25 protein-coding genes are annotated in these 23,476 nt (G+C 77.4%); 20 read left to right on the top strand and 5 right to left on the bottom strand.

Features of this window, described 5'->3' with window-relative positions; all coding sequences use genetic code 11:
* Positions 1–43 precede the first annotated feature (43 nt).
* The 15 genes from FHR77_RS16205 to FHR77_RS14100 all read left to right on the top strand — a co-directional run bounded on the left by FHR77_RS16205 (position 44) and on the right by FHR77_RS14100 (position 17,296).
* Positions 44–1,396 carry a histidine kinase gene (locus tag FHR77_RS16205; protein ID WP_167261117.1) on the top strand — a complete coding sequence of 451 codons (1,353 nt, stop codon included), beginning with the start codon at positions 44–46 and terminating at the stop codon, positions 1,394–1,396.
* On the top strand, positions 1,393–2,103 hold the full coding sequence (locus tag FHR77_RS16200) for a response regulator (RefSeq protein ID WP_167261115.1): 711 nt from the start codon (positions 1,393–1,395) through the stop codon (positions 2,101–2,103). Before FHR77_RS16205 ends, FHR77_RS16200 begins: the two co-directional genes overlap by 4 nt.
* A gap of 204 nt (positions 2,104–2,307) precedes the next feature.
* A complete protein-coding gene (locus FHR77_RS14160) occupies positions 2,308–3,069 on the top strand; it encodes an SGNH/GDSL hydrolase family protein (protein ID WP_167261113.1) in 762 nt (253 codons plus the stop codon).
* 561 nt (positions 3,070–3,630) lie between these two features.
* Positions 3,631–4,635, top strand: coding sequence for an aldo/keto reductase family protein (locus tag FHR77_RS14155; RefSeq protein WP_167261111.1), 1,005 nt, complete (start codon positions 3,631–3,633; stop codon positions 4,633–4,635).
* Between the two features lie 134 nt (positions 4,636–4,769).
* Positions 4,770–7,001 (top strand): phosphatidylglycerol lysyltransferase domain-containing protein, encoded by a 2,232-nt coding sequence (locus FHR77_RS16715; RefSeq protein WP_167261109.1) that lies wholly within the window; start codon positions 4,770–4,772, stop codon positions 6,999–7,001.
* On the top strand, positions 6,998–8,494 hold the full coding sequence (locus FHR77_RS14145; RefSeq protein WP_167261107.1) for an alpha/beta hydrolase: 1,497 nt from the start codon (positions 6,998–7,000) through the stop codon (positions 8,492–8,494). The genes FHR77_RS16715 and FHR77_RS14145 overlap by 4 nt, the downstream gene beginning before the upstream one ends.
* 115 nt (positions 8,495–8,609) lie before the next feature.
* Positions 8,610–9,260, top strand: coding sequence for a response regulator (locus FHR77_RS14140; RefSeq protein WP_056058420.1), 651 nt, complete (start codon positions 8,610–8,612; stop codon positions 9,258–9,260).
* The gene (locus FHR77_RS14135; protein ID WP_341777390.1) at positions 9,257–10,438 is read left to right on the top strand and encodes a sensor histidine kinase; all 1,182 of its coding nucleotides are present in this window, start codon (positions 9,257–9,259) and stop codon (positions 10,436–10,438) included. The genes FHR77_RS14140 and FHR77_RS14135 overlap by 4 nt, the downstream gene beginning before the upstream one ends.
* Positions 10,439–10,562: 124 nt before the next feature.
* The gene (locus FHR77_RS14130; RefSeq protein WP_167261105.1) at positions 10,563–11,375 is read left to right on the top strand and encodes a DNA-formamidopyrimidine glycosylase family protein; all 813 of its coding nucleotides are present in this window, start codon (positions 10,563–10,565) and stop codon (positions 11,373–11,375) included.
* Between the two features lie 390 nt (positions 11,376–11,765).
* A complete protein-coding gene (locus FHR77_RS14125; RefSeq protein ID WP_167261103.1) occupies positions 11,766–13,628 on the top strand; it encodes an aldehyde dehydrogenase family protein in 1,863 nt (620 codons plus the stop codon).
* Between the two features lies 1 nt (position 13,629).
* The gene (rfaE2, locus tag FHR77_RS14120) at positions 13,630–15,192 is read left to right on the top strand and encodes a D-glycero-beta-D-manno-heptose 1-phosphate adenylyltransferase (protein ID WP_341777389.1); all 1,563 of its coding nucleotides are present in this window, start codon (positions 13,630–13,632) and stop codon (positions 15,190–15,192) included.
* Positions 15,189–16,184, top strand: coding sequence for a glycosyltransferase (locus tag FHR77_RS14115; protein ID WP_167261101.1), 996 nt, complete (start codon positions 15,189–15,191; stop codon positions 16,182–16,184). Before rfaE2 ends, FHR77_RS14115 begins: the two co-directional genes overlap by 4 nt.
* A gap of 54 nt (positions 16,185–16,238) precedes the next feature.
* Positions 16,239–16,433, top strand: coding sequence for a DUF2795 domain-containing protein (locus tag FHR77_RS14110; RefSeq protein ID WP_167261099.1), 195 nt, complete (start codon positions 16,239–16,241; stop codon positions 16,431–16,433).
* A 230-nt stretch (positions 16,434–16,663) separates the two neighbouring features.
* Positions 16,664–16,864, top strand: coding sequence for a hypothetical protein (locus tag FHR77_RS14105; RefSeq protein ID WP_167261098.1), 201 nt, complete (start codon positions 16,664–16,666; stop codon positions 16,862–16,864).
* A gap of 3 nt (positions 16,865–16,867) precedes the next feature.
* The gene (locus FHR77_RS14100) at positions 16,868–17,296 is read left to right on the top strand and encodes a hypothetical protein (RefSeq protein ID WP_167261096.1); all 429 of its coding nucleotides are present in this window, start codon (positions 16,868–16,870) and stop codon (positions 17,294–17,296) included.
* 171 nt (positions 17,297–17,467) lie between these two features.
* On the opposite strand, the gene FHR77_RS14095 is transcribed toward FHR77_RS14100, so the two are convergent.
* From FHR77_RS14095 to FHR77_RS14080, 4 genes are all read right to left on the bottom strand, one after another.
* Positions 17,468–17,659, bottom strand: a complete 192-nt coding sequence (locus FHR77_RS14095) for a hypothetical protein (RefSeq protein ID WP_167261094.1) — start codon at positions 17,657–17,659, stop codon at positions 17,468–17,470.
* Between the two features lie 238 nt (positions 17,660–17,897).
* Entirely contained in the window at positions 17,898–18,299 is a 402-nt protein-coding gene (locus FHR77_RS14090) for a hypothetical protein (RefSeq protein WP_056058409.1), read from the bottom strand.
* Positions 18,299–19,021: an Asp23/Gls24 family envelope stress response protein gene (locus tag FHR77_RS14085; RefSeq protein WP_167261092.1), complete on the bottom strand. Its 723-nt coding sequence runs from the start codon at positions 19,019–19,021 to the stop codon at positions 18,299–18,301. Before FHR77_RS14085 ends, FHR77_RS14090 begins: the two co-directional genes overlap by 1 nt.
* Positions 19,018–19,575: an RNA polymerase sigma factor gene (locus FHR77_RS14080; protein WP_167261090.1), complete on the bottom strand. Its 558-nt coding sequence runs from the start codon at positions 19,573–19,575 to the stop codon at positions 19,018–19,020. Before FHR77_RS14080 ends, FHR77_RS14085 begins: the two co-directional genes overlap by 4 nt.
* A 167-nt stretch (positions 19,576–19,742) precedes the next feature.
* Between FHR77_RS14080 and FHR77_RS14075 the strand changes: the two genes are divergently transcribed.
* Genes FHR77_RS14075 through FHR77_RS14055 form a run of 5 tightly spaced genes read left to right on the top strand, consistent with a single transcriptional unit; the run spans position 19,743 to position 22,264 of the window.
* Positions 19,743–20,303, top strand: a complete 561-nt coding sequence (locus tag FHR77_RS14075; protein ID WP_167261088.1) for an Asp23/Gls24 family envelope stress response protein — start codon at positions 19,743–19,745, stop codon at positions 20,301–20,303.
* Complete coding sequence (locus FHR77_RS14070; protein WP_167261086.1) at positions 20,300–20,491, top strand: hypothetical protein; 192 nt, start codon at positions 20,300–20,302, stop codon at positions 20,489–20,491. Before FHR77_RS14075 ends, FHR77_RS14070 begins: the two co-directional genes overlap by 4 nt.
* The gene (locus FHR77_RS14065; RefSeq protein WP_167261084.1) at positions 20,488–20,919 is read left to right on the top strand and encodes a hypothetical protein; all 432 of its coding nucleotides are present in this window, start codon (positions 20,488–20,490) and stop codon (positions 20,917–20,919) included. Before FHR77_RS14070 ends, FHR77_RS14065 begins: the two co-directional genes overlap by 4 nt.
* Entirely contained in the window at positions 20,916–21,626 is a 711-nt protein-coding gene (locus FHR77_RS14060) for a hypothetical protein (RefSeq protein WP_167261082.1), read from the top strand. The genes FHR77_RS14065 and FHR77_RS14060 overlap by 4 nt, the downstream gene beginning before the upstream one ends.
* Positions 21,623–22,264 (top strand): hypothetical protein, encoded by a 642-nt coding sequence (locus FHR77_RS14055; RefSeq protein WP_167261080.1) that lies wholly within the window; start codon positions 21,623–21,625, stop codon positions 22,262–22,264. The genes FHR77_RS14060 and FHR77_RS14055 overlap by 4 nt, the downstream gene beginning before the upstream one ends.
* Before the next feature lie 112 nt (positions 22,265–22,376).
* Here the strand turns inward: FHR77_RS14055 and FHR77_RS14050 are convergent, their stop codons facing one another.
* Positions 22,377–23,357, bottom strand: coding sequence for an NAD(P)H-quinone oxidoreductase (locus FHR77_RS14050; protein WP_167261078.1), 981 nt, complete (start codon positions 23,355–23,357; stop codon positions 22,377–22,379).
* Positions 23,358–23,476: the final 119 nt, after the last annotated feature.

The following is a 23,476-nucleotide window of genomic DNA, read 5'->3' as shown; positions in this document are numbered from 1 at the left end:
GACCACGCCGGGCCCGCCGACCCGACCGACCCGAGGGGGGCGCGTGAACGACGACACCGGCGACACGACCCCGACGGGGGCGCCCGCGGGGGCGCCCGCCGGGTCGCTGGCCGGGTCGCCCGCGGGCTCGCCGGTGCGGGGCGGAGCCCTGCGGGGCGGCGCCCTCCGCGGCTGGGACGCCGGGGCCGGGCTGACGCTCGTCGCCCTGGCCGTGCTCGCTCTCGTGTCGGAGGACGTCTCGCGCGTGCCGGGCACGGCCGGCCCGGCCCTCGGCGCCTTCGTCGGCGTGTGGATCGGCGCGGTGCGCCCCGTGCTCGCGGCGCGGGCGGCCGATCGCGGCCCGCGGGGCTCCGGGGGCCCCGGCCGCCCCGGGCACCCGGTGCGCCCCGACCGTCCGGGCCCGCGGGCCCTCGTCGCCGCCGCGCTCGTCGTGCTCGTCGCCGGGGCCCTGACCGCCGCCTCCCCCCAGCTCGCCACGGCGCAGGCCTTCCTCATGCCCGTGCTCTGGGCGCTGCTGCCGTCGGTGCGGAGCGCGATCGCCGGCAACGTCGCCCTGGTCGCCGCCGTGACGGCCGGCTTCGTGCTCGCCCTCGGCCCGACGGCCGAGACCGTCCGCACCGCCGCCACCAGCGAGGTGCTCTCGCTCGCCTTCAGCATCGCGCTGGGCCTCTGGATCACGAGCATCGCCCACGCCGGCGCCGAGCGGGCCCGGCTGCTCGCCGAGCTCGAGGACGCGCAGGGCGAGCTGGCGGCCCGCGCCCGCGACGTCGGCACGAGCGCCGAGCGCGAACGGCTCTCGCGCGACCTGCACGACACCGTGGCGCAGAGCCTCACGGGCGTGGTGCTGCTCGCGCAGCAGGCGCGCAGCGCGCTCGTCGCCGGCGACCTGACGACGGCCGGCGAACGGCTCGACGTGGTCGAGGAGGCAGCCCGGGAGGCGCTGACCGAGACGCGTGCGCTGGTCGCGGCCACCGCCTCCCCCGGCCCCGCCGCGACCGACCTCGGCACGACGCTGCAGCGGCTCGGGGCGCGCTTCGCCCGCGAGACGGGCATCGACGTCGACGTGCGGGTCGAGCTGGAAGCCGGCGCCGCCGGGGGCCTGGCCCGTGAGCACGAGGTCGTCGTCGTGCGCTGCGCCCAGGAGGCGCTGGCGAACGTGCGTCGACACAGCGGCTCCGCGAGCGCGCGCGTCGTGCTGCGGCGCGACGGCGACGACGCGGTGCTCACGGTCGTCGACGGCGGCACGGGCTTCGACCCGGCCCTCGCCCGCGACGGGTTCGGGCTGGAGGGACTGGCCGAGCGCCTCGCCCTCGCCGGGGGCTCGCTCGACCTGCGGAGCGGCGCGGGCGGCACGACCCTGGCGGCCCGGCTGCCGCTCGCGGCGGTGGCGTCGTGAGCGCGGCACCGGGCGGAGGCGCGGGCGCAGCAGCCGAGACCGCCCCCGACGCCCGCCCCGCCACCCGGACGCTCGTCGTCGACGACCACCCGATCGTGCGCCAGGGCATCGTCGCCCTGCTCGCGGGGGCCGACGACTTCGCGGTCGTGGGCCAGGCGGCCGACGGCGCCGAGGCCGTGCGGCTCTCGGCGGAGCTCGCCCCCGACCTCGTCGTCATGGACCTGCGGATGCCCGGCGTCGACGGGGTCGCCGCCACCCGCCAGGTGCTGCTCGCCCGGCCGCAGGCGAGCGTCGTCGTGCTGACGACCTACGAGACCGACGACTCGATCCTCTCGGCGATCGAGGCCGGCGCGAGCGGCTACCTGCTCAAGGCGGCGCCCGAGGCGGAGCTGCTCGCGGGCCTCCGTGCCGTGGTCGCCGGGCAGGTCGCCCTCGCTCCGTCGATGGCGGCGCTGCTCGTCACCCGGGCCCGGACGCCCGCCCCGGGCGCCGACGCCGCCGCGAGCCCCCTCACCGCCCGCGAGACGCAGGTGCTCGACCTCGTCGCGGCCGGCTGTTCGAACCCCGAGATCGGCCGCCGGCTCTTCATCGGGGAGGCGACGGTCAAGACGCACCTCCTCCACGTGTTCGAGAAGCTGGGGGTCGCCGACCGGACGCGCGCGGTGACGCTCGCCCTCGAGCGCGGATGGCTGCCCCGGGCGGAGTGACCCGCGCCGGTCGTCGTCGGTGCTCGGTGCTCGGTGCTCGGTGCTCGATGGCCGGCCTGTCCGATCTGCGCGCAGTGCACCTCCGGACCCCCGTCGGGCCGCCGGTCGCGGCTAGGTTCGACACGCAGGCGCGCCCGGCCACGGGGCCCGACGGCGGGGGCCCGAACCCGACCGGGCAGCGCCCGCGCCGACACGGAGGCCCTGATGACGCGGTCGACCACCACCCCTCCCCCGCGGCGAGGCGCCTCCGAGCTCTTCTGGGCGGCGGCGCGGCCCGTGCTGCGGCTGCAGCTCGAGCAGTTCCGGCGGTCGATCCGGGCCGGGACCTTCCCGGAGGGGCCCGACCCCACGGCGGACGCCGTCACCGACGTCTCGGCCGACCGCGTCGCCTGGGTCGGGAGCACCGCCTCCCCCCGGTTCGGAGTCGTCGACGAGGCCCTCACGACCCTGAGCCGCCTGGCCGCGACCGTGTCCGCAGCCCGCGGGCGGCCCTTCGCCTGGGTCGACGGCGGCGGCGGGGTGCTGACGGTCGGCGAGGCCGCGGCGCGCTGCGCGGCGGAGTCCGCCGACGTCGACGCGACGGTGGTGGCGCTGGGCTTCAGCGACGTGCTGCTGATGACGTCGGTGCGCGACTGGACCGCGGGCCTCGACGTGCTGCTCGACCGGGCCCGCCGCACCGGCACCGTGCTCAGCCCCGTGATCGTCGGCGGCATCCCGCCGATGGACCGCTTCCGCCAGACTCCGCGCTGGGGCCGCGAGCGCATCCGGCACCAGGTGCAGCGCCTGAACGAGGCGAGCGTGAGGCTCGTCCGCGACCGCGGCGACTGCGTGTTCGTGCCCTTCCCCGACCCCGACGTCGGCGACGCGCGCCTGGGCGACGAGCTCTACTCGTGGGCGCGGGTGCACCAGCTCTGGTCGTCGGCGCTCGCCCCCGAGCTCACCCGCATCCTCGACGAGGACGCCTGAGCCGCGCCGCCGCGCCCGCTCGCTCGCCGCGCTCGCTGGGCCGAGGCACCACGTCCTCGCACCCGAACCACGCCGCGGCGTGGTTCCCCGGCGAAGACGTGGTGCGTCGTCCCCGCGGCCCCGCCCGTCTGGCCGATCCGACCCACGACGGCTCGACGGCGCGCTCCACGATCGCCGATCCACTCCGGAGTGGATCGGCCTTCCCCGACCGTGCCGCCCGGCCCCCACGTCCGCGCGCCCGCCCGGGCGCCCGCTTGCCCGCTCGCCCGCTGGCTGGGCCGAGGCACCACGTCCTCGCACCCGAACCACGCCGCGGCGTGGTTCCCCGGCGAAGACGTGGTGCGTCACCGGGCGGCCCCGCCCGGCGCCGTGCCGCGCCGCGCGGCACCAGGCGCGAGACACCCCGTCGTCGAACGCGAACCCCGCCGCGGCGGGGTTCCGGGGCGAGAACGGGGTGCCGGAAGGGGTCACGTCCGCGCAGCGCACGCGCAGCGCACGCAGCGCGCGGACTACCGTGCACGGCGGCGCGCACCGGAGCGCGCCCGACAAGGAGCACACCCCATGGAATTCAGGTACCTCGGAAACTCTGGCCTCAAGGTCTCGGAGCTCACCTTCGGCAACTGGCTCACCCACGGCTCGCAGGTCGAGAACGACACGGCGACCGCCTGCGTCCGCAAGTCCCTCGACGTCGGCATCTCGACCTTCGACACGGCCGACGTCTACGCGAATACCCAGGCCGAGGTCGTCCTCGGCGAGGCGCTGGCGGGCGAGCGCCGCGAGTCGGTCGAGATCTTCACCAAGGTCTACGGCCCGACCGGCCCCAAGGGCCACAACGACACCGGCCTCAGCCGGAAGCACATCACTGAGTCGATCAACGGCTCGCTGAAGCGCCTCCGGACCGACTACGTCGACCTCTACCAGGCCCACCGCTACGACGTCGAGACTCCCCTCGAGGAGACGATGGAGACGTTCGCCGACCTGGTGCGCCAGGGCAAGGTGCTCTACATCGGCGTCTCGGAGTGGAACGCCGAGCAGCTGCGCGAGGCGCACGCCCTCGCCCGCGAGCTGAAGATCCAGCTCGTCTCGAACCAGCCCGAGTACTCGCTGCTCTGGCGGGTCATCGAGGAGGAGGTCGTCCCGGCCTCGAAGGAGCTCGGCATCTCGCAGATCGTCTGGTCGCCCGTCGCGCAGGGCGTGCTCACGGGCAAGTACCAGAAGGGCGCCGCCCTGCCCGAGGGCAGCCGCGCGACCGACCAGAAGGGCGGCGCGTCGATGATCGAGCGCTGGATGCGCGACGACGTGCTCGACGCGGTCGCCCAGTTGAAGCCCGTCGCGGACGAGCTCGGGCTCACGCAGGCGCAGCTCTCCCTCGCCTGGGTGCTCTCGAACGAGAACGTCGCCTCGGCCATCATCGGCGCCTCGCGCCCCGAGCAGGTGGAGTCGAACGCGAAGGCGTCGGGGGTGAAGCTCGAGGCCGACGTGCTCGCGAAGATCGAGTCGATCTTCGAGGGACTCGCCGAGACCGACCCCCGCGGGACCCAGATGCCGGCCGGCCGCGAGGCGTAGCCGACCGGGGCGCCGGGCCCGACCCGCCCGGCTCTCCTCGCCCAGCCGTCCGGCGGACCCGCGCCAGCCGGACGGCGGGCGGGCCACGCCCGGGGGCCGACGCGCGGCTCGAGGCCCCGCCCGAGACTGGGGCCGTGGAGAACACGACCCTCGCCCCGCCCCCCGCCGGCAGCCCCCACGGCGGCCCGGCGGACACCAGCGCCAGCCCGAGCACGAGCACGAGCGCCCGCCCGGGCAGCACCGGCAGCCCCGGCACCCAGGGCACGCGCGCCACCACAGCCCCCACAGCCGCCGCGCCCGCGCGCACCGCCACCGCGGCCGCACGCACAGCCACCGCGGCCGCCCGCGCCGCCGCCACCGTCCTCCGCGCCCGCCCCCTCACCCTCCTCGCCCTCCTCACCGCGGCCGCCTGGATCACCGTCGCGCACGCCGACGGCGACCTCCGCCACGTCGTCGCACCCTCACTCGCGGCCGCCGCCGCGCTCGTGACGGTGGCCTGGGCGGAGGCGCGGGTCGGCGCGGTGCGGACCGGCACCGTCGCGGTCGTGGGCTCCCTCGGGGCCGCGGCCGCCGCCTCCCTCGTGCTCCTGGTCGGCTCCGCGGTGGGCGAGGAGTTCTCGCAGATCGCCGACGGCGACCGGGTCTGGGGCCCGTCCGTCACGCTCATCGTCGTGCTCGTCGCTGTCAGCCGCGGGCTCGCCCCGGCCCGCCGCCAGGGCCTGCGCGCCGCGGTGCTCGCCCTCGCCCTCGCGGGGCTGCTCTTCGGCGGGCACGGGATCGACCTCGCCCGGGCCCTCGCCCTGCTCGCCGGCCTGCCGCTCGGCCGCGCCCTCGTGCCGCTCTCGGCGCACGCCCCCTGGCACGACGAGCCGAGCCGTCGCGCCCGCACCGTCGCCGCCACCGCCCTCGGCACCGTCGCCCTCGGCTGGACCATCGCCGCCGTCGCCCGCGACGCGGTCGGCGTGCTGTCGCCGATCTCCGAGCTGGCGGGCCCCGAGGTGACGGTCGTCGCGGTCGGCGTGCTCGCCCTCGCCGTCGGCCTCCTGCTGCGCGGCCGGCGCCTCGGGCTCGTCGTCGCCGTCGGCGCCCTCGTGCTGATGACGGGCCTGCTGGCCTGGTACTTCACCGTGATCCCGCTCGCCGACGACTGGTTCACCTGGTCGGGCCTCAGCTCGGGCGAGGTCGAGTGGCAGGTGCTGCTCCTCCTGATCTGGGTCGCCCCGGCCACGGCGACGATCGTGCTGCTGCGCCGCCGTCGCGCCTTCGACCGTCGCACCGCCGCCGACCTCCGCGTCGCCGACCGCGACCGGGTGCTCGCGCAGCTGCGCCGCTCCGACGCGGGCTCGCTCGGCTTCATGGCGACCTGGGCCGGCAACGGCCACTGGTTCACCGACGACGGCCGCGGCGCCGTCGCCTACCGGGTCGCGCACGGCGTGGCCCTCACGGTCTCCGACCCGATCAGCGCCCCCGACGACGCCGCCGAGACCATCCGCGGCTTCGCCCGCCACTGCTCGACGCGTGGCCTCGTGCCGGCGTTCTACAGCGTGCACGGTCGCCACCTCGACGTCTTCGCCGAGCTCGGCTGGAGCGTGACCCCGGTCGCCGAGGAGTCGGTGGTCGAGCTGGCGACGTTCACCACGTCGGGCAAGAAGCGGCAGGACCTCCGCACCGCCACCAACCGCGCGGCCCGCGACGGCGTCCGCGCCGTGTGGAGCACCTACCGCGGCCTCGACGAGGAGCTGCGCCGCCAGGTCGACGCGCTCAGCGACGACTGGGTGGCCGCGAAGGCGCTGCCCGAGATGGGCTTCACCCTCGGCGGCCTCCACGAGCTCGACGACCCGGAGGTGCGGCTGCTCGTCGCGGTCGACGCCGACGGGGCCGTGCACGGGGTGACGAGCTGGCTGCCCTCGTGGCGCGACGGGCGGCTCGTCGGGCGCACGCTCGACGTGATGCGCCGCGGGCACGACCCGATGCCCGGCGTCGTGGAGTTCCTCATCGCGACCGCCGCGCAGACGTTCCGCGCCGAGGGGCTCGAGACGCTCAGCCTCTCGGGCACCCCGCTGGCGAGCGCCGACGGCACGGTGCCGACGACCCTGGTCGACCGGCTCGTCGCACGGCTGCTCGCCACGACCGGCCGGGTGCTCGAGCCCTCGTACGGCTTCACGTCGCTGCGGCGCTTCAAGGCCAAGTTCGACCCCGCCCACGAGACCCTCTGGCTCGCCTGCCCGAGCCCGGCCGACCTCGCGCCGGTCGGCCGTGCCCTGGCGACGGCCTACGTGCCGACCCTCCGGGCCCGACAGGTGGTGGCCGCGCTGCGGGCCGCCCGCGGCGCGGCGGCGGACCGTCGGATGCGCGGTGCCCGATGAAGGAGGACCTCCTGACCCTGCCCCTCACCTCCACCCCGCTGCTCGCCGTGGTCTACGGAGCGGCGCTCGTGCTGGCGGTGCTCGTGGCGTGGCCACCGCGGCGGCGTCCGCGCCGACCGGCCGCGAGCGTCGCCGCCGACACGGCCGCCGCCCCCGACCGGGCCGTCGCCCCCGACACGGCCCCCGACACCGCGGCCGCCCGGCCACATCGGCGCTGGTGGCGGCGGGTCCTGCTCGCGGCCGTCGCCGGCGCCGCGCTCGGCGCCCTGGGCTCGTGGGTGCTCGGCGACCTCCTCGACGTCGCCGGCGTGCCCCCGACCTGGGTCGACCGCACCTGGTTCTCGGGCGTGCTCGCGGCCGTCGCGGTGGCCGTCGTGGCCCTCGTCCGCACCTCGGCTGCGAAGCGGGTCGTGGCCGGCCTCGGCGTCGTCGTGTTCGTCACGGCGGGGGCCCTCGCGATCAACCGCGACGCGGGCGCGTACCCGACCCTCGCCGAGGCCCTCGGCGAGAGCACGATCGCGGCGCTGCCCTCCTCGGTGGGCGCCGACGGCGCGGCGGGCTCCGGCCCCGGCGCCTTCGACCCGCAGCTGTACGCGTCGTGGACCCCGCCCGCCGACATGCCGGCCCAAGGGCGCTACGGCACCGTGCACATCCCCGGCACGGTCTCCGGCTTCCCCGCCCGTGACGCCGTCGTCTGGCTGCCCCCGGCGGCGCTCGTCGCCGACCCGCCGCCCCTGCCCGTCGTGGTGATGATGTCGGGCCAGCCCGCCTCGCCGGAGTCGGTGGTCACCTCGGGCGGGCTCGTCACGACCCTCGAGGCCTACGCCGCGGCCGACCACGGGCTCGCGCCGATCGCCGTGGTGCCCGACCAGCTGAGCGCCGACGAGCACAACCCGATGTGCGTCGACGGGGCCCTCGGGAACAGCGCGACCTACGTCACGACCGACGTGGTCGACTACGTGACCGCGCACTACCGGGTGGCGACCGGCCCCCGGGCCTGGACGATCGGCGGGTTCTCGCAGGGCGGCACCTGCGCCATCCAGTTCGGGTCGGCGCGGCCCGACCTGTTCGGCTCGGTGATCGACGTCTCGGGCGAGGTCGGGCCGTCGCTCGGCTCGGTCGAGCAGACCGTCGCCGACGGCTTCGCGGGAGACCGCGCCGCGTACGACGCGGCCCAGCCGCAGGCGATCATGGCGGCGCACACGCCCTACGCCGACACGGCCGCGTTCTTCGCCGTCGGGGCCGACGACCCGACCTTCGGGGCCGCGATGACCGCGAACTCGGCCGCCGCCGAGGCCGCGGGCATGCACGTCACGCGCTGGGTCTCGCCGGGCACGGCCCACGACTGGACGACCGCCACCCGGGGCTTCGCGGTGGGCATCGGCGACCTTTACCCTCGCTGGGGCCTCTCGGCGAGCGCGCTGTCACCGGCCGACCCGAGCACGGCCCCGGCAGCGACGGCGACCCCCGCGGCGAGCCACGGCGGCTCGTGACCGGCCGGGAGCTGCCCGGGAGGCCGGCCCGCGACTCCCCGGGGGCGGCCGCGGCAGCGCTAGCCTCGCAGCGCGGGCCCCGGCGCCCGCGCACCCGACCGAGAGGCCCGCACCGATGACCGACACCCCCGTCTCCGTCGTGGTCGTCGACGACGAGGGGCTCGTGCGTTCCGGCATCGCCCTCGTGCTCGGCGCCTCGCCCGGCATCACGGTGCTCGCGGCCGTCGCCAGCCCCGTCGCCGTCGAGACCGTGCGCGAGCTCGCCCCCGACGTCGTGCTGCTCGACATCCGCATGCCCGAGCCCGACGGGCTGACGATCCTCTCCGAGCTGATGGCCGACGCCGCGCCCCCGGTCGTGGCGATGCTGACGACCTTCGACACCGACGACCAGGTGCTGGAGGCGCTGCACCGGGGCGCCTCGGGCTTCCTGCTCAAGGACACCGACCCCGAGCAGCTGGCCCGGCACGTGCTCACCCTCGCCGCGGGCGGGGTCGTGCTGGCGCCGGGGCTGCGGCGCGAGCGCTTGTTCCGCTCTGCCGAGGACGAGGCGCAGGTCGCGGTGGTCGCCCGGCTCAGCGAGCGCGAGACCGTCGTGCTGCGCGCCCTGGCCCGCGGGCTCTCGAACACCGAGATCGGCACGGAGTGCGGGCTCACCCTCGGCACCGTCAAGGACACGGTCAGCTCGGTCGTCGCCGCCCTCGGCGTCGGCTCGCGCGTCGAGGCGGCCATCGTCGCCGACCGCGCGGGGCTGGTGCCGCGGCCGTGACGTCGCCCGCGGAGGAGCGGAGCGCGGGAGGCGCGGGCCGGCTCCCCGGGACGGGCGGGCTCCCCGAGCCGGGCGGGCCCCCTGGGCCGGGCCTGCACCTGCGGCGTCGCTGGCAGCGCGTCGCCCTCGACGTGCTGATCTGCCTGGTCGCCGCGGCCGGCTCCGGCTTCGTGCTCTACGGCTCGGACCCGTGGACCATCGCGCTCGGCGTGCTCGCCTGCGCGGGCCTGCTCGTGCGCCGGCGCTGGCCGTGGGTCAGCCTGGTGCTGGCGCTGCCCGGCTTCTGGTGGGGCGGCACCTTCCTGCCGGTGATGGTCGCCCTCTTCACCCTGGGCGTGCAGCGCACCCGGCGGTGGGAGACGACGATCGGCGTCGCCGCGGCCGCCCTCGTCTACCTCGTCTCGATGGACGCCTGGGACTACCTCACCTTCCTCACCGAGACCCTCGTCTACGCCGCGCTCTACACGGCGGTGCCGGCGCTGCTCGGGGCGTTCCTGCGGGCACGGCGCCTGCTCGCGGCGCAGCTGGTCGAGCTGCGCGAGGCGCAGGGGCTCGAGCGTCGGCAGGCCGCCCAGGTCGCGCTCGCGCGCGAGCGGGCGGTGCTCGCCCGCGAGATGCACGACGTCGTGTCGCACCAGGTGAGCCTGATCGCGGTGCAGGCCGGGGCCCTGCAGATGGCGTCGCCCGACGAGCAGGCGCGCGACGTCGCCCGGACCATCCGCGGCCTCAGCGTCACGACCCTCGACGAGCTGCGATCGATGGTCGAGGTGCTGCGCGCCGCGGGCGGCCACCGCCGCGAGCTCGCGCCGCAGCCGACGCTCGCCGACGTCGACCGGCTCGTCGCCGACAGCGGCATCGACGTCACCTGCCGGCTCGACCTGCCGGCGACGCTCTCGCCGGCGCAGCAGCGCGCCGTCTACCGCACCGTGCAGGAGGGGCTCACGAACGCCCGCAAGCACTCGACCGGCGCGGCGGTCGCGGTGACCGGCCTCGTCGACGCGGGCCAGGTCGTGCTGCACGTCGACGCGGGGGCGGCGACCCTGCCGCTGCTCGACCTGCCGAGCGCCCACCACGGCCTGACCGGGCTCGGCGAGCGCGCCGAGCTGCTCGGCGGCACCGTCACGAGCGAGACGCACGACGACGGGTCGCACCGGCTGACGCTGCGCTTCCCGGCCTGAGGCGGCGCGGGCGCCGCTCGCCTCGAGGTGCCCCTTCCTGTGCCCTCGGGAGCCGCGAGGGCCCGGGACGCGTCACCTCGATGCGCCCGGAGGGAGTGTCGGAGGCGCGGGCTAGGTTCCAGGAGTGCCCGAAGGCGACAGCGTCCACCGGCTGGCGGCGCGGCTCCGAGCCGTGGCCGACGGCGCGCTCGTCGAGCGCGGCGAGCTGCGCTCGGGCGCCGCGGCCGGCACCCGGCTCGACGGGCGGCGCGTGCTCGAGCACGTCACCCACGGCAAGCACCTGCTGACCCGGTTCGACGACGCGACGACGCTCCACACGCACCTCCGCATGCAGGGCTCGTGGACGGTGACGCGGCCCGGCCGTGTCGTGCCCCGTCGCGTCCAGCCCCAGGTCCGGGTGCGCCTCCTGCTCGGCGACGGCCACACGCTCTGGGGCGTCGACCTGCCCGTGGTGGAGCTGCTGCCGACGCGCGACGAGCGCGCGGTGGTGGGGCACCTCGGTCCCGACCCGCTGCGCGACGACTGGAGCGCTACGGAGGCCGCCACGCGACTCCTCGCCGACCCCGCCCGGCCGATCCGCGCCGCGCTGCTCGACCAGCGCACCCTGGCCGGGCTCGGCGACCTGTGGGTGAACGAGGTGGGGTTCCTGCGCGGGGTGCACCCGGCGACGCCCGTGGGCGACGTCGACCTGCCGCCGCTGCTGGCGCTCGCGGCACGGCTGCTGCGGGCCTCGGCGTCGGGGGCCGCGGGCTACCAGGTGACGACCGGCAGCACGCGGCGGGGCGAGAGCCACTGGGTGGTCGGGCGGGCCGGGCGGCCGTGCCTCCGGTGCGGCACGACGGTGCTCGCGCGCGACGACCCGGGCAGCACGTCGGAGCGGCCCCGCCGCGCGTGGTGGTGCCCCCGCTGCCAGCCCGCCGGGCGCCGCGCCGCCTGACGCGCGCGCGTCGCCGCGCCGCCGCGCGCGTCGGCGCCGCGACGCCGCGCGGCGCCTCGGCGCCGCGCATCGAGGTGCCTCCACCTGGGCCCTCCCACGCCCTGAAGGCCCAGAACGAGTCACCTCATCGCGACCGGCGGGTCAGTTGCCACTTCGAGGGGCTGTGGCGGTCCAGGAACCCCCCAAAACGGCAACTGACCAGCAGGGGGCGCGCGGGAGGCGCGGGGAGCGTCGCGCGCGGGAGGCGCGCCCACGAGGTGCCCCGATCTGGGCCTTCCCGCCCGCCGAGGGCCCGGAACGAGTCACCTCGGTGCGGGGTCGCCGGGCGCACGTGTGAGGTCGCCCGGGCCGGGGTAGGGCAGGGGCGACCGACACGAGAGGACGGCCCGCATGACCACCTTCGCCCCGAGCACCCCCGGCTCCCGCACCCCGGAGCCGACGGCGAGCGCGCCCGCCGCCCCCCGCGACGCCGCCGGGCAGCCCGACGCCGGCCACCAGCCCGCCCAGCCCACCGAGCACGAGCAGCACGCCCCCGGCACCCTCACCGTGCTCGACCCGCGCGACGGCACGCTCGTGGGCGACGTCGCCGAGGCCGACCGCGAGGCCGTGGTCGACGCCGTCCGTCGGGCCCGGGCCGCGCAGGGCGCCTGGATGCGCACCCCCGCCGCCGCCCGCGGCGAGCTGCTGCACGACGCCGCCGCGGCGCTGCGCGAGCGGGCCGACGAGCTCGCCGCGCTCAACCAGCGCGAGACGGGCAAGCCGTTCGACGACTCCCGCGGCGGGGTGCTCGCGGGCGCCGACACGCTGCGCCAGTACGCCGAGCTCGGGCCGCTGCACCGGGGCCTCAGCCTCGTCGGCGCCCGCGAGGCCGCCGACTTCACGATCGACCAGCCGCGCGGCGTGGTCGCCGCCGTCACCCCCTGGAACGACCCGGTCGCCGTCGCCTGCGGCCTGATCGGCGCCGCCCTGGTGACGGGCAACGCCGTCGTCCACAAGCCGAGCGAGCGCTCGCCCCACGTCGGTCAGCTGCTCGGCGAGATGGTCTCCGCCGTGCTGCCGCCCGACGTGCTCGTCACCGTCTCGGGCGGCGCCGCCGTCGGCGCCGCGCTCACCGAGCAGCCCGACGTCGACGTCGTCGCACACGTCGGCTCCACCGCCACCGGCCGCCGCATCGCCCGCGTCGCCGCGCTGACCGGCGCCCACGTCGTGCTCGAGAACGGCGGCGACGACGCCCTCATCGTCGACGCCGACGTCGACCCCGCGTGGGCCGCCGAGCAGGCCGCGATCGGCGCCTTCGCCAACGCGGGGCAGATCTGCACGAGCGTCGAGCGCGTCTACGTGCACCGCGACGTCGCCGACGCCTTCGTCGAGGCGCTGGTCGCCGAGGCCACGCGACGCAACGACCGGGGCGAGCTGGGCCCGCTGGTCGACGGGCGCCTCCGTGACGAGGTCCAGCGCCAGGTCGACGACGCGCTGGCGAGCGGAGCGCGGGCGCTCGTCGGCGGGGCCGTGCCGGGCGGCCCGGGCTCCTGGTACCCGGCGACCGTGCTCGTCGACTGCACGCCGCACATGACCGTCGTGCAGGAGGAGACCTTCGGCCCCGTCGCCCCGGTGCAGGTCGTCGACGACTTCGACGAGGGCCTCCGCCTGGCCTGCGCCGGGCGCTACGGGCTCGCGGCGACGGTGCTGACGGGCTCGATCGGCCACGCGAACCGGGCGATGGCCGAGCTGCCGGTCGGCACGGTGAAGATCAACGCGGTCTTCGGCGGGGCTCCCGGCGGGTCGGCGCAGCCGCGCGGCGAGAGCGGCGCCGGCTTCGGCTACGGCCCCGAGCTGCTCGACGAGATGACGCTCACGAAGGTCGTGCACTACGGCACGCCCGTGCTCGCGGGCGAGCGCCGGGCGACCCCGACGGCGAGCGCAGGAGGCGCGGACGAGACCGCGGGCACCGCCCGCACCGCAGGCTCCGCCGACACCGCCGCCTCGGCGAGCCGCCCGTCGCCCGAGGCGAGCCCCGCCGCGGTCGCGCCGGTCGAGGGAGCGCCCCGCGCCTCCGCCCCCTCCCCGTCGGCCGACACCGACTCCGACGCGGCGACCACCGCCTCCACCGGGCGCACGCCCCACCCCCAGGACCCGGCCGAGGGCGGCGACCCCGACGAGGGCACCCAGCGCGAGGGCACCGGCGGCGAGGGCACCGGCGCGCCCGACGAGCAGCCCCGCGTGCACCCCGCCCAGCCCGCCGAGGGCGACTGACGTGGCGCGCCCCGACCTCTCCGCGGTGCGCGGCCTCGGCCCCGAGGTCGCCCGGGCCCTCCGCGAGGCGGCGCCCGTCGTCAGCGTCGTCGGCGACCTCGTGCTCGACGGCTGGTGGCAGGGCACGACCGAGCGCATGACGCGCGAGGCCCCGGCCCCCGTCGTCGAGGTCGCGACCCGCCGCTACGTGCCGGGCGGAGCGGCCAACACGGCCGTCAACCTCGCCGCGCTCGGGGCCCGTGTGCGCCTCGCCGGGCTGGTCGGCGACGACGAGGCCGGCCGACGGCTCACCGAGCTGCTCGCGGCGCACGGGGTCGACACCTCCGGCGTGGTGCGGGTGCGGGGCCTCGTCACCGTCGCGAAGAACCGGGTTATGGTCGACGACCAGGTGCTCATCCGGCTCGACGACCTCGGGGCAGCGCCCGCGCCTGCCGCGGCCCTGGCGCAGCTCGCCGAGGCCGCGACGGCCCAGGCGACCGGGGCCGACGCCGAGCTCGTCTGCGACTACGGCACGGGCGCGCTGACCGGCCCGGTGCTCGACGCGCTCGTCGCGCGGCCCGCCGCCGAGCGCCCGCCGCTGGTGGTGGTCGACGCGCACGACCTCGCTCCGTGGGCGCGCCTCCGCCCCGATCTCGTCACGCCGAACGCCGGCGAGGTCGCCGCGCTCGTGGGCCTCGCGGTCGGCGACGCGCTGCCGACCGACGTGCGGGTCGAGCGGGTCGCCGACGCCGCCGACCGGGTGCTCGCGGCGACCGGGTCGCAGGTCGTCGTCGTCACGCTCGACCACGACGGCACGATGACGCTGGTGCGCGAGCCGGTCGACGCGGGCGCGAGCGCGGGCGCCGACGCCCCCGCAGGCCGGACGGAGGCGCGGGTCCGGCACCGCACCTGGGCCCGGCGGGCGAGGGAGCGGCAGGCCTCCGGCGCCGGCGACTCCTTCGTCGCGGCGCTCACCGTGGGCCGCGCGGCCGGCCTGCCGCTGACCACGAGCGTCGACCTCGCGCAGGCCGCCGCCGACATCGTGGTGCAGCGCTTCGGCACCTCCGTCTGCTCGACCGACGACCTCGTCGTGCACCTCGACCGCACCGGCGACCTGATGCTCGGGGTCGACGACCTCGTCCGCCGCCTCGACGACGAGCGCGCCGCCGGGCGCACCGTCGTGCTCACGAACGGCTGCTTCGACGTGCTGCACCGCGGCCACACGACCTACCTCACCCAGGCGAAGCAGCTCGGCGACGTGCTCGTGGTCGCCCTCAACGACGACGCCTCGACCCGTAGGCTGAAGGGCCCGGGGCGGCCGATCAACGGCCTGGCCGACCGCGCCGGGGTGCTCTCGGCGCTGAGCTGCGTCGACTACGTGACGTCGTTCGGCACCGACACGGCGGTGCCGCTGATCCGGCGCCTCCGGCCCGACCTCTACGCGAAGGGCGGCGACTACACGCCGCAGATGCTCGAGGAGACCGCGGCGGTGGTCGAGGGCGGCGGCGAGGTGCGCATCCTCGACTACGTCTCCGACCACTCCACGACCGGCATCGTCGACCGCATCCGCGGGGCGACGCCGTGAGCGGCAGCCGGCTCTGGTCGGGGGCGTGGGCGGCGTCGGCCGTCCTCGGGGAGCGCACCGCGACTCCCGCGCCCCCCGCCGTCGACGTGCTCGTGCCCACGGCCGACCGGCCGGCCGAGCTCGCGGTGACGCTCGCCGGGCTCGCCGCGCAGGACGACCCGCCGTTCTCGGTCGTGATCAGCGACCAGTCGACCGGCGACCCCGACTGGACGGCCCCCGCCGCGCAGGCGATGGTCCGCGTGCTGCGGGCGCAGGGCCGCGCGGTCTCGACCCACGTGCACCACCCGCGGCGCGGGCTGGCCGAGCACCGGCAGTCGCTGCTCGAGCAGGCGACGGCGCCGGCCGTGCTCTTCCTGGACGACGACGTCTGGCTCGAGCCGGGCACGCTGGCGCGGATGCACGACGCCCTCGAGCGGCTCGGCTGCGGGTTCGTCGGCTCCGCCGTGCAGGGGCTCTCGTACCTCGACGACGTGCGCCCGCACGAGCGGGTCGCCTTCGAGCTCTGGGAGGGCGGCGTGCAGCCCGAGCGGATCCGCCGCGGCGCCCCCGGCTTCGAGCGCTGGTCGCTGCACAACGCCGCGAACCTCGCGCACGAGGCCGCGACCCTCGACCTCGAGCCGGGCGACTGGGCCGCCTACCGGGTCGCCTGGGTCGGCGGCTGCGCGCTGTACCGGCGCGAGGCGCTGCTCGAGGCCGGCGGCTTCGCGTTCTGGGGCGAGCTGCCCGCCGAGCACGCGGGCGAGGACGTCGCCGCGCAGTGGCGCGTGATGGAGCGACGAGGAGGCGCGGGCATCGTCCCCAGCGGAGCCGTCCACCTCGAGGCGCCCACCACGGTGCCCCGCCGAGACGTCGAGGCGACCGACGTGGTCGACCTCGACCGCCCCGTCGGCCCCGACCGGCCGGACCAGCCGGTCGGTGCCGACGGGGTCCCCCGGCCGGTCGAGGTGGCCGGCCGCCCGGCCGGTCGCCCCGACCGGCCGACCCCGAGATGACGGGGTGGCTCGGCTGCGGCCGAGCCCCGCGTCCGAGATGAAGGAGAGACCGCCATGGCCGACACCCCGAACCCGATCCAGATGCAGAAGTACCTCAGCGGGGTCGACTACCCCGTGTCGAAGGACGATCTGATCGCCACCGCGAAGGAGCAGGGCGCGCCCGACGACGTCATCGACGCGCTCCAGGCGCTCGAGGGCGACTCGTTCGACGCCCCGACGGCGGTCAGCAAGGGCGTCGCCGACGAGTGACGCACGCCGCCGCGAGCCGTCACGCACGCCCCCCGACCTGGTGTCAAGGGCCTGCGGGGCGGCTCGTGACGGTGGTTGTCTCGACGACAGGAGGGGCCGCCCGCGACGGTGGAGCCGGCGCGGGGCGTGAGCCCCGGTCAGCGCCGGCCGCAGGGCCCGTCGGCGGTGCGGCCCCTCCGCACCTCCCCCGGCGCTGGGCCGGGGCGCGGTGCACGACCGGAGGGGACGACATGGCCGACGAGGACCACACGAGCACGGGGACGAGCGACAGCGGGGTGGGCGGCGCTCCCGACCCCGGGGGGCCGGACAGCCCGCTCGACGCCGGCGCCGTGCGCGACATCGAGGCCGACCCGGCGCTCGACGGCCCCGACGGCGACGCGGCGACCGACGACGACGCCCGCTCGGCCGACCTCGACCCGAGCGAGGGCTGAGCCGTGTCGCTGCTGACGCGGGTCGCCTCCGCCCCGACCCGTCTCGCCCGGGCCCTGCCGGCCGCCCGGGCCGCGCACTGGCCGACGGCCCGCACCGGGGCACCGCTGACGATCGTCGGCGTCGTGCTCGACGAGGCGCTCACCCTGCAGGAGGGCCCGCTCTCGGCCAGCGTCGTGCGGGTGGCCGCGCTGCCCGAGTCGCGGATGACGACCGGCCGCCACCTCCTCGACGAGGCCGACCTCAGTGACGCTCGGGTGCACCTCGTGCGGGTGCACGGCGCGCTCGACCGCGAGGTCGCGCGGCGGCTGCGGCGCGGCGACGCGGTCGTCGTGCTCGGCACCGAGCAGGTGCCGGGGCCCGGCAGCCGGATGCGCTGCGACCGCTTCGTCGACGCGACCTGCCTCGCCGCCGACCTCGGCGGCACCGCCTAGCCGCGCTCGCCTCCCCCGCAGCCCGGCCCCGCGCCTCCCGCGCAGCCCGGCCCCGCGCCTCCCGCAGCCCGGCCCGCGCCTCCGCCGCACGCAGCGCACCCCGTTCCGTTCACCGAACCCCGACACATCGGGGTTCGGTGAACGGAACGGGGTGCGGAGGCCGCGGGCGGGTCAGACCTGGTCGGGCGAGGGGGTGGTGCCGGGGGCCGGGGCCTCGGCCGCGTCCGGGTCGGTCTCGACGTCGGCGTCGACGTCGCCGTCCGCGTCGAGGTCGTAGTCCTCGCCCTTCAGCGCCTGGTCCCACTTCTTGCCGTCATCCGGGTCCGCGCTGCTGCTCTGGAACTCCAGGGGCTCGTCGCTCATGCTGTCCTCCTCGTGTCGGGGTGCGGCGGCCGGGGCGGCCGCGCCCCGCCCACGGTAGGCCGCCGCCGCGCGCGGGGCTCGCCCCGGTGCGCCGCCCTGCTGCACCCGCGCAGGAGGCGACGCGACGGCGCCCGCCGACGCCGCGACTCCCCCGACGTGCCCCGTCCTGGGCCCTCGGCGCCTCGCAGACCCCAGGTAGCGGCACCTCGGTGCGCACGCGGCGGCGCCCGCCGCCGCGCTAGGTGAGGCCGACGATCCGCACGTCGACGGAGGCGGGCGGCAGCGGCTCCGCCGCGACCCGCTCGAGGAGGCGCGCGGCCACCTCGCGGGCCACCGCCGGGCCCTGTGCGCCCTCGCCCACGGCGATGTCGAGGGTGACGCGGGTCTCCGCCTCCGCGACGGCGACGCCCACGAGGGGCACCGGGCGACCGCCCTCGAGCGCGGCGGCCGACGACGACGCGTCCGCGCCTCCCCCCGGCCCGCCGCCGACGACGGCGCCGAGGCCCTCGACGGCCTGCCGCACGAGCGAGCCGAAGCCGGGGCGCGCCTGCACGCGCTGGACGCCGGGGCAGGCGGCCGCGAGCGCACCGAGCTCGGCCGCGAGCAGCGAGAGGCGGTCGTCGTCGAGCGGGTCGGCCATCAGAGTCCTCCGTCGGTGTCGAGCAGGTGCACGTCGCGCACGGTCACGTCGACGGCCTCGACGACGAGCTCGGTCTGCGCCGCCAGGTGCGCCGCGACCGCCTCGCGCACGGCGTCGGCCACGTCGGGCACGGTCGTGCCGAAGAGCGCGCTGATCGCGACCTCGATGCCGACGACCGCGTCGGGCCGGTCGACGTCGCCGACGATGCCGCACGAGATGACGACGGCGCCGGGCACCGCGTCGCCGGCCTCGCGGATCAGCGAGCGCACGGCTCCCTCGGTGACGTGCAGGGTGCTCCGCGGGTCGGGCGACGAGAGCGGGATCTCCCGGCCGGTGCGCGACTCGAGCCGCACCCGGCTCATGACGCCGGCGATCCAGGAGGGGTCGGGGGCGGGCTCGGCGGCGGCGTCCTCCGCGACGAGGCCCACGGTCATCGAGCGGAGGCGCGCGAGGGCCGCCAGCTGCGCCAGCGCCGACGGGTCGGACTCGATCTCGGGGTCGTACGGCTCGCGGCCGGCGTCGAGGTAGTCGCTGAGCCGCTCCATCGAGATCGGGCCGTCGTCGACGACCTCGAGCTCGGCGGCGGGGTCGACGTCGGCCGGGTCGAGCGTCGGATCGACGTCGGCGGGGTCCACCGGCGGGTCGACCACCGGGTCGGCCGCGGGGTCGCTCGGGGCCGCGCCGGCGGGCGTCAGCGGTGTGCGCGTCGGGTCGTCGCTCATCGCCAGGCCTCCATCTCTCGGGTCAGGGTCTCACGGGCCCGCGCGAGCAGGCCCCGGACGGCGGTCACGCTGGTGCCGGTGCGCTCGGCGATGTCAGCGTACGACTCGCCTCCGACCTCGCGCAGGGTCCACACCTCGCGCTGCGAGGCGGGCAGCCGGGCGAGCGCGCTGCGCAGGGCGCCCATGGCGTCGGTGGAGGCGGCGACGCGCTCCGGGTCGTCGACCGCGCCGCTCTGCGAGGGCACCTCGAGCTCGTCGACGTCGTCGGCGACGCGTCGGCTGCGGATCAGGTCGTAGGCCTTGCGCGACACGATCGTCATCATCCAGCCGCGCACCGCGTCGGGCGTCTGCAGCCGCGGCAGCTCGCGCCAGATGACGACCGAGGCCTCCTGGACGGCGTCGGAGGCGTCGGCCCGGGAGCGCGTCAGCCGCGTCGCGTAGGCGGTCATCAGGCCCAGGTGGCGGCGCAGCAGCACCTCGAAGGCGCGTTCGTCGCCCTCGGCGGCACGGGTCGCGAGCACCCCGTCGGCTGCACCGGACAGGTCGACCGCCATCGCGCCTCCTCGGTCACCGGGCCCGGCAGAGCCGGGCCGTGTAGGAAATGGAAGGGACGGGGACCGTGACACCCGGGCCTCGGCGTCCGTCTCACTGACGACCGTACCGCCGGGCGCCCCTGGACCGCACCCGGCACCACCGACGCACCGACGAGAAGGAGCAGCCCATGGCCGCCACCGACAAGACCCCGAGCACCGCCACCACCCCCGGCACCGTCGGCACCACGCCGTCGGGCGCGACGATCCCCGCCCCCGCCGGCGCCAGCCGTGTCGACAAGGCGCCCGTCGCCTCCACGACCCCCGCGAGCGGCGTCGGCACCCCGGGCGTCGCCTCGCCCGGCAAGACCGTCATCGCCGACGGCGTCATCTCGAAGGTGGCCGGCATCGCGGCCCGCGAGGTGCCCGGCGTGCACGCCCTCGGCGGCGGAGCGGCCCGGGCGTTCGGCGCCCTCCGCGACGTGATCGGCAGCAGCGACCTCAGCCAGGGCGTGCGCGTCGAGGTCGGCGAGACCCAGGTCGCCGCCGACGTCACGATCGTCGTCGAGTACCCGCAGCCGATGACCCTCGTCGCCGAGCAGGTGCGCGCCGCCGTGGCCCGGGCCATCGAGGACCTCGTCGGCATGCAGGTCGCCGAGGTGAACGTCGCGATCAACGACGTCCACATCCCCGGCGAGGACGACGACGACGCGGCCGGCACCCCCAGCGCCGCCCCGGGCCGCGTCTCGTGAGCGCCACCGTCGTCGGCATGGCGGTCGGCGCCGTGCTCGCGGTCGTCGGCCTCGAGTGGGGCTTCGGCGCCCTGCTGATCGTCGCGCTCTGCATCGCGGTCGGCGGGCTCGTCGGCCGCGTCGTGTCGGGCCGCACCGACCTGGGCGGGCTGCTCGACGCGCTGCGCGGCCGGCGCTCGTCGTCGTGAGCGCCGGGGCAGGGTCGGCCGCGGCGACGGCCGGCGGGTCTGCTCCGTCCACCCTGCGTGAGGCGTACGGCGACGGCGGGGCCGCCGGGCGCGGCCCCGTCGTGCCCGGGCACGTGAGCCTCGCGGCCCGCGTGCTCACCCGCGTCGCCGCCGCCGTCGTCGCCGAGCAGCTGCGCGTCGACCGCGCCGAGGTGCGCGTCGACGCCTCCGACGACGCCGGCCACCTCGCGCTCCGCGTCACCACGCCCGTGCGGGTGCCCGCGCTCTCCGGGTCGGTGCAGGTGCCTGCGGGAGGCGTCGTCGGCCTCGTGCGCGAGCTCCAGTCGACGTTGACGAGGCGGGTCTCCGAGATCACCGGGCGCACCGTCTCGCGCGTCGACGTGACCGTCAGCCGTTCTGTGCTCGACCGCACCGGGAGGGTCGCATGAGCGCCGCCTCCGACACCACGGGGCCCGGCGTCGCCGGGCCGGACGGCACAGCGCCTGTCGTCACCGCGCCCGACATCACCGCGCCCGACGCCACCGCGCCCGACGCCGGCGTCCGCTCGCGCCCCGGCTCGGACGTCACGGCGCCCTACCGGCGGCTCGTCCGCCGCGAGAGCCGCGCGAGCCGGTCGACCAGCGCCGTCGTCGTGCTCGTGGTCGCCGCCCTCGCCGCCGCCTGGCTCGGCACGGAGGCCGTGCTCGCCGCCCTCGGCCGCCCCGCGCTGCTCGCGTCGCCCGTCGACGTGCTCGGTGCCCTCACGACCGCCCTGGGCGAGGCCCCTGGGCTGGTCGTGGCCGCCGGCGTCGCCGCGGCGGTCGTCGGCGTCGTGCTGGTGCTGCTCGGCCTGACCGCCGGCCACCGCGGACGCCACGAGATCACCGACGAGCGCGTCGCCGCGGTCGTCGACGACACGGTGCTGGCCGCGTCGCTCGCGCGGGTCGCCCGCACATCCGGGCGCCTCGGTGCCGGGCAGGTGACCGTGTGGGTCTCGCGACGGGAGGCACGCGTCGAGCTGACCCCCGCCTCCGGGGTGACCGTCGACGAGCAGGGCGTGCTCGCGGCCGTCCGCTCCGAGCTCGAGAGCCAGCCCGTGCAGCCTGCCCTCCGCGTGACCTCGCGGGTCGCCGACCACGGGAGGCTGGACGCGTGACCTCGTCGAACCGGTTCCTCAACCGCATGCTGCTCGTCGTCGTGGGCGTCGTCGCCCTGGGCGTCGGGGCGTTCCTCGTGGCGGCGACGCTGCCCGGGGGATCGGGCTCGATGGGCGCGACCGTCCGCGGCTGGCTGACCCGCGCCTCCTCGGCGGTCGCGGACGCGGTCGCGGCGACGCCGCTCGACCCGTCCGGCGGCGCTCACGGCGCGGGCGCCGGCGGCGCGGGCAGCTGGCTCGCGGTGGCCCTCGCGGCGCTCTGCCTGCTGCTCGTGATCGTGTTCGTCGTGGCCGCGGTCGCCCACGGCGGCGGACGCACCGGCCGTCTGGTCGTGCACGACGAGCCGGCCGGGTCGATCGCGATCTCGGCCGCCTTCGCCGAGACGGCGGTGGCCGACGCCCTCTCGGCCCGACGCGACGTGGCCACGGTGCACGTGTCGGCGTGGACGGTCCGCGGCCGCCCGGCGCTGAAGGTGCGCGTGCGGGTGACCGCGGGCGCGGCCCCGGCGCCGGTCGTCGCGGCGGCGAGCGACGTGGTGCGCGGTCTCGACCGGGTGCTCGGCGAGGCGGTGCCGGTGCTCGTCGAGGTGGTCGGCGCGTCGGTCGTGAAGCGCGGCAGCGACCCGCGCGTCGCGTAGCCGCTCCTGCCTCGCGGCGCCGCACCCGCGCCATGAACCGCGTTCCGTGCGATGAACCGAGCTACGACGCAGTTCATCGCACGGGACGCGGTTCATCGCGACCTCCGAGGGCTCAGCGCACCGCGAGCAGGATCTTCCCCGAGTGCTCGCCCGACTCCATGCGCTCGTGCGCCGTCGCGGCGAACTCGAGCGGGAACACGCTGTCGAGCACCGGCCGCACGGCCCCCGACGCGACCATCGGCCAGACGTGCTCGCGCACCTCGGCCATGATCGCGCGGCGCTCCTCGAGCGAGCGGGCGCGCAGCGTGGTGCCCCAGATCCGGCCCCGCTTGCCCATCAGGCGGGCGACGTCGATCGTGGCCGACGAGCCGCCCTGCGACGCGATCACCATGACGCGGCCGCCCACGGCGAGCGCGTCGACGTCGCGCGCCAGGTAGTCGCCGCCGACGAGGTCGAGCACGACGTCGACGCCGCGGCCGCCGGTGAGCTCCTGGGTGACGGCGACGAAGTCCTCCGCCCGGTAGTCGATGCCGCGGTCGGCGCCGAGCTGCTCGCAGAACTCGACCTTCGCGGGGGTGCCGGCGGTGGCGTAGACGGTGGCGCCGAGCGCCTTCCCGATCTGGATCGCGATCGACCCGACCCCGCTCGACCCACCGTGCACGAGCAGCGTCTCGCCCGCCTGCAGCTGCGCCGACATGACGACGTTCGACCAGACGGTGGCGACGGCCTCGGGCAGCCCGGCGGCCTCGACGAGGTCGAGCCCCTTGAGGTAGGGCAGCAGCAGGCCCTCGTCGACGGCCACACGGTCGGCGTAGCCGCCGCCGCTGAGCAGGGCGACGACGTGGTCGCCGAGGGAGGCGGTGGTCACCTCGCTGCCCACGGCCACGACGGTGCCGCTGACCTCGAGCCCGGGCCACGACGGGGCCCCGGCGGGCGACGGGTAGTGCCCCTCGCGCTGGTTCACGTCGGCGCGGTTCACGCCGGCGGCGGCGACGTCGACGACGACCTCGCGGGGGCCGGGCACGGGCTCCGGGACCTCGCTGACGACGAGGGCACGGGGCCCTCCGGGAACGGGGACGGTGACGGCACGCATGGGGCCATCCTGCCCCGTCCGGGCCGAGCGCGAGCCGGGCGACCTGGGGACGACCCGGGGAGGCGCCCCCCTCCCCAGGGCGGTGCCCGCGACTCCCGCAGGCCATCCGCGGGCCCGCG

This window comes from Frigoribacterium endophyticum, from assembly GCF_011759585.1.
In the GTDB taxonomy this organism is placed as follows: domain Bacteria; phylum Actinomycetota; class Actinomycetes; order Actinomycetales; family Microbacteriaceae; genus Frigoribacterium; species Frigoribacterium endophyticum.
The sequence above is the reverse complement of the archived record's forward strand: the minus strand, read 5'-3'. Positions and strand labels throughout refer to the sequence as shown.

Bases quoted from the DNA above. Each gene is read 5' to 3' on its own strand.
- FHR77_RS14160 (WP_167261113.1), top strand. From the start codon at position 2,308: ATGACGCGGTCGACCACCACCCCTCCCCCGCGGCGAGGCGCCTCCGAG.
- FHR77_RS14155 (WP_167261111.1), top strand. From the start codon at position 3,631: ATGGAATTCAGGTACCTCGGAAACTCTGGCCTCAAGGTCTCGGAGCTC.
- FHR77_RS14145 (WP_167261107.1), top strand. From the start codon at position 6,998: ATGAAGGAGGACCTCCTGACCCTGCCCCTCACCTCCACCCCGCTGCTC.
- FHR77_RS14140 (WP_056058420.1), top strand. From the start codon at position 8,610: ATGACCGACACCCCCGTCTCCGTCGTGGTCGTCGACGACGAGGGGCTC.
- FHR77_RS14125 (WP_167261103.1), top strand. From the start codon at position 11,766: ATGACCACCTTCGCCCCGAGCACCCCCGGCTCCCGCACCCCGGAGCCG.
- FHR77_RS14110 (WP_167261099.1), top strand. From the start codon at position 16,239: ATGGCCGACACCCCGAACCCGATCCAGATGCAGAAGTACCTCAGCGGG.
- FHR77_RS14105 (WP_167261098.1), top strand. From the start codon at position 16,664: ATGGCCGACGAGGACCACACGAGCACGGGGACGAGCGACAGCGGGGTG.
- FHR77_RS14095 (WP_167261094.1), bottom strand. From the start codon at position 17,659: ATGAGCGACGAGCCCCTGGAGTTCCAGAGCAGCAGCGCGGACCCGGAT.
- FHR77_RS14090 (WP_056058409.1), bottom strand. From the start codon at position 18,299: ATGGCCGACCCGCTCGACGACGACCGCCTCTCGCTGCTCGCGGCCGAG.
- FHR77_RS14085 (WP_167261092.1), bottom strand. From the start codon at position 19,021: ATGAGCGACGACCCGACGCGCACACCGCTGACGCCCGCCGGCGCGGCC.
- FHR77_RS14080 (WP_167261090.1), bottom strand. From the start codon at position 19,575: ATGGCGGTCGACCTGTCCGGTGCAGCCGACGGGGTGCTCGCGACCCGT.
- FHR77_RS14075 (WP_167261088.1), top strand. From the start codon at position 19,743: ATGGCCGCCACCGACAAGACCCCGAGCACCGCCACCACCCCCGGCACC.
- FHR77_RS14060 (WP_167261082.1), top strand. From the start codon at position 20,916: ATGAGCGCCGCCTCCGACACCACGGGGCCCGGCGTCGCCGGGCCGGAC.
- FHR77_RS14050 (WP_167261078.1), bottom strand. From the start codon at position 23,357: ATGCGTGCCGTCACCGTCCCCGTTCCCGGAGGGCCCCGTGCCCTCGTC.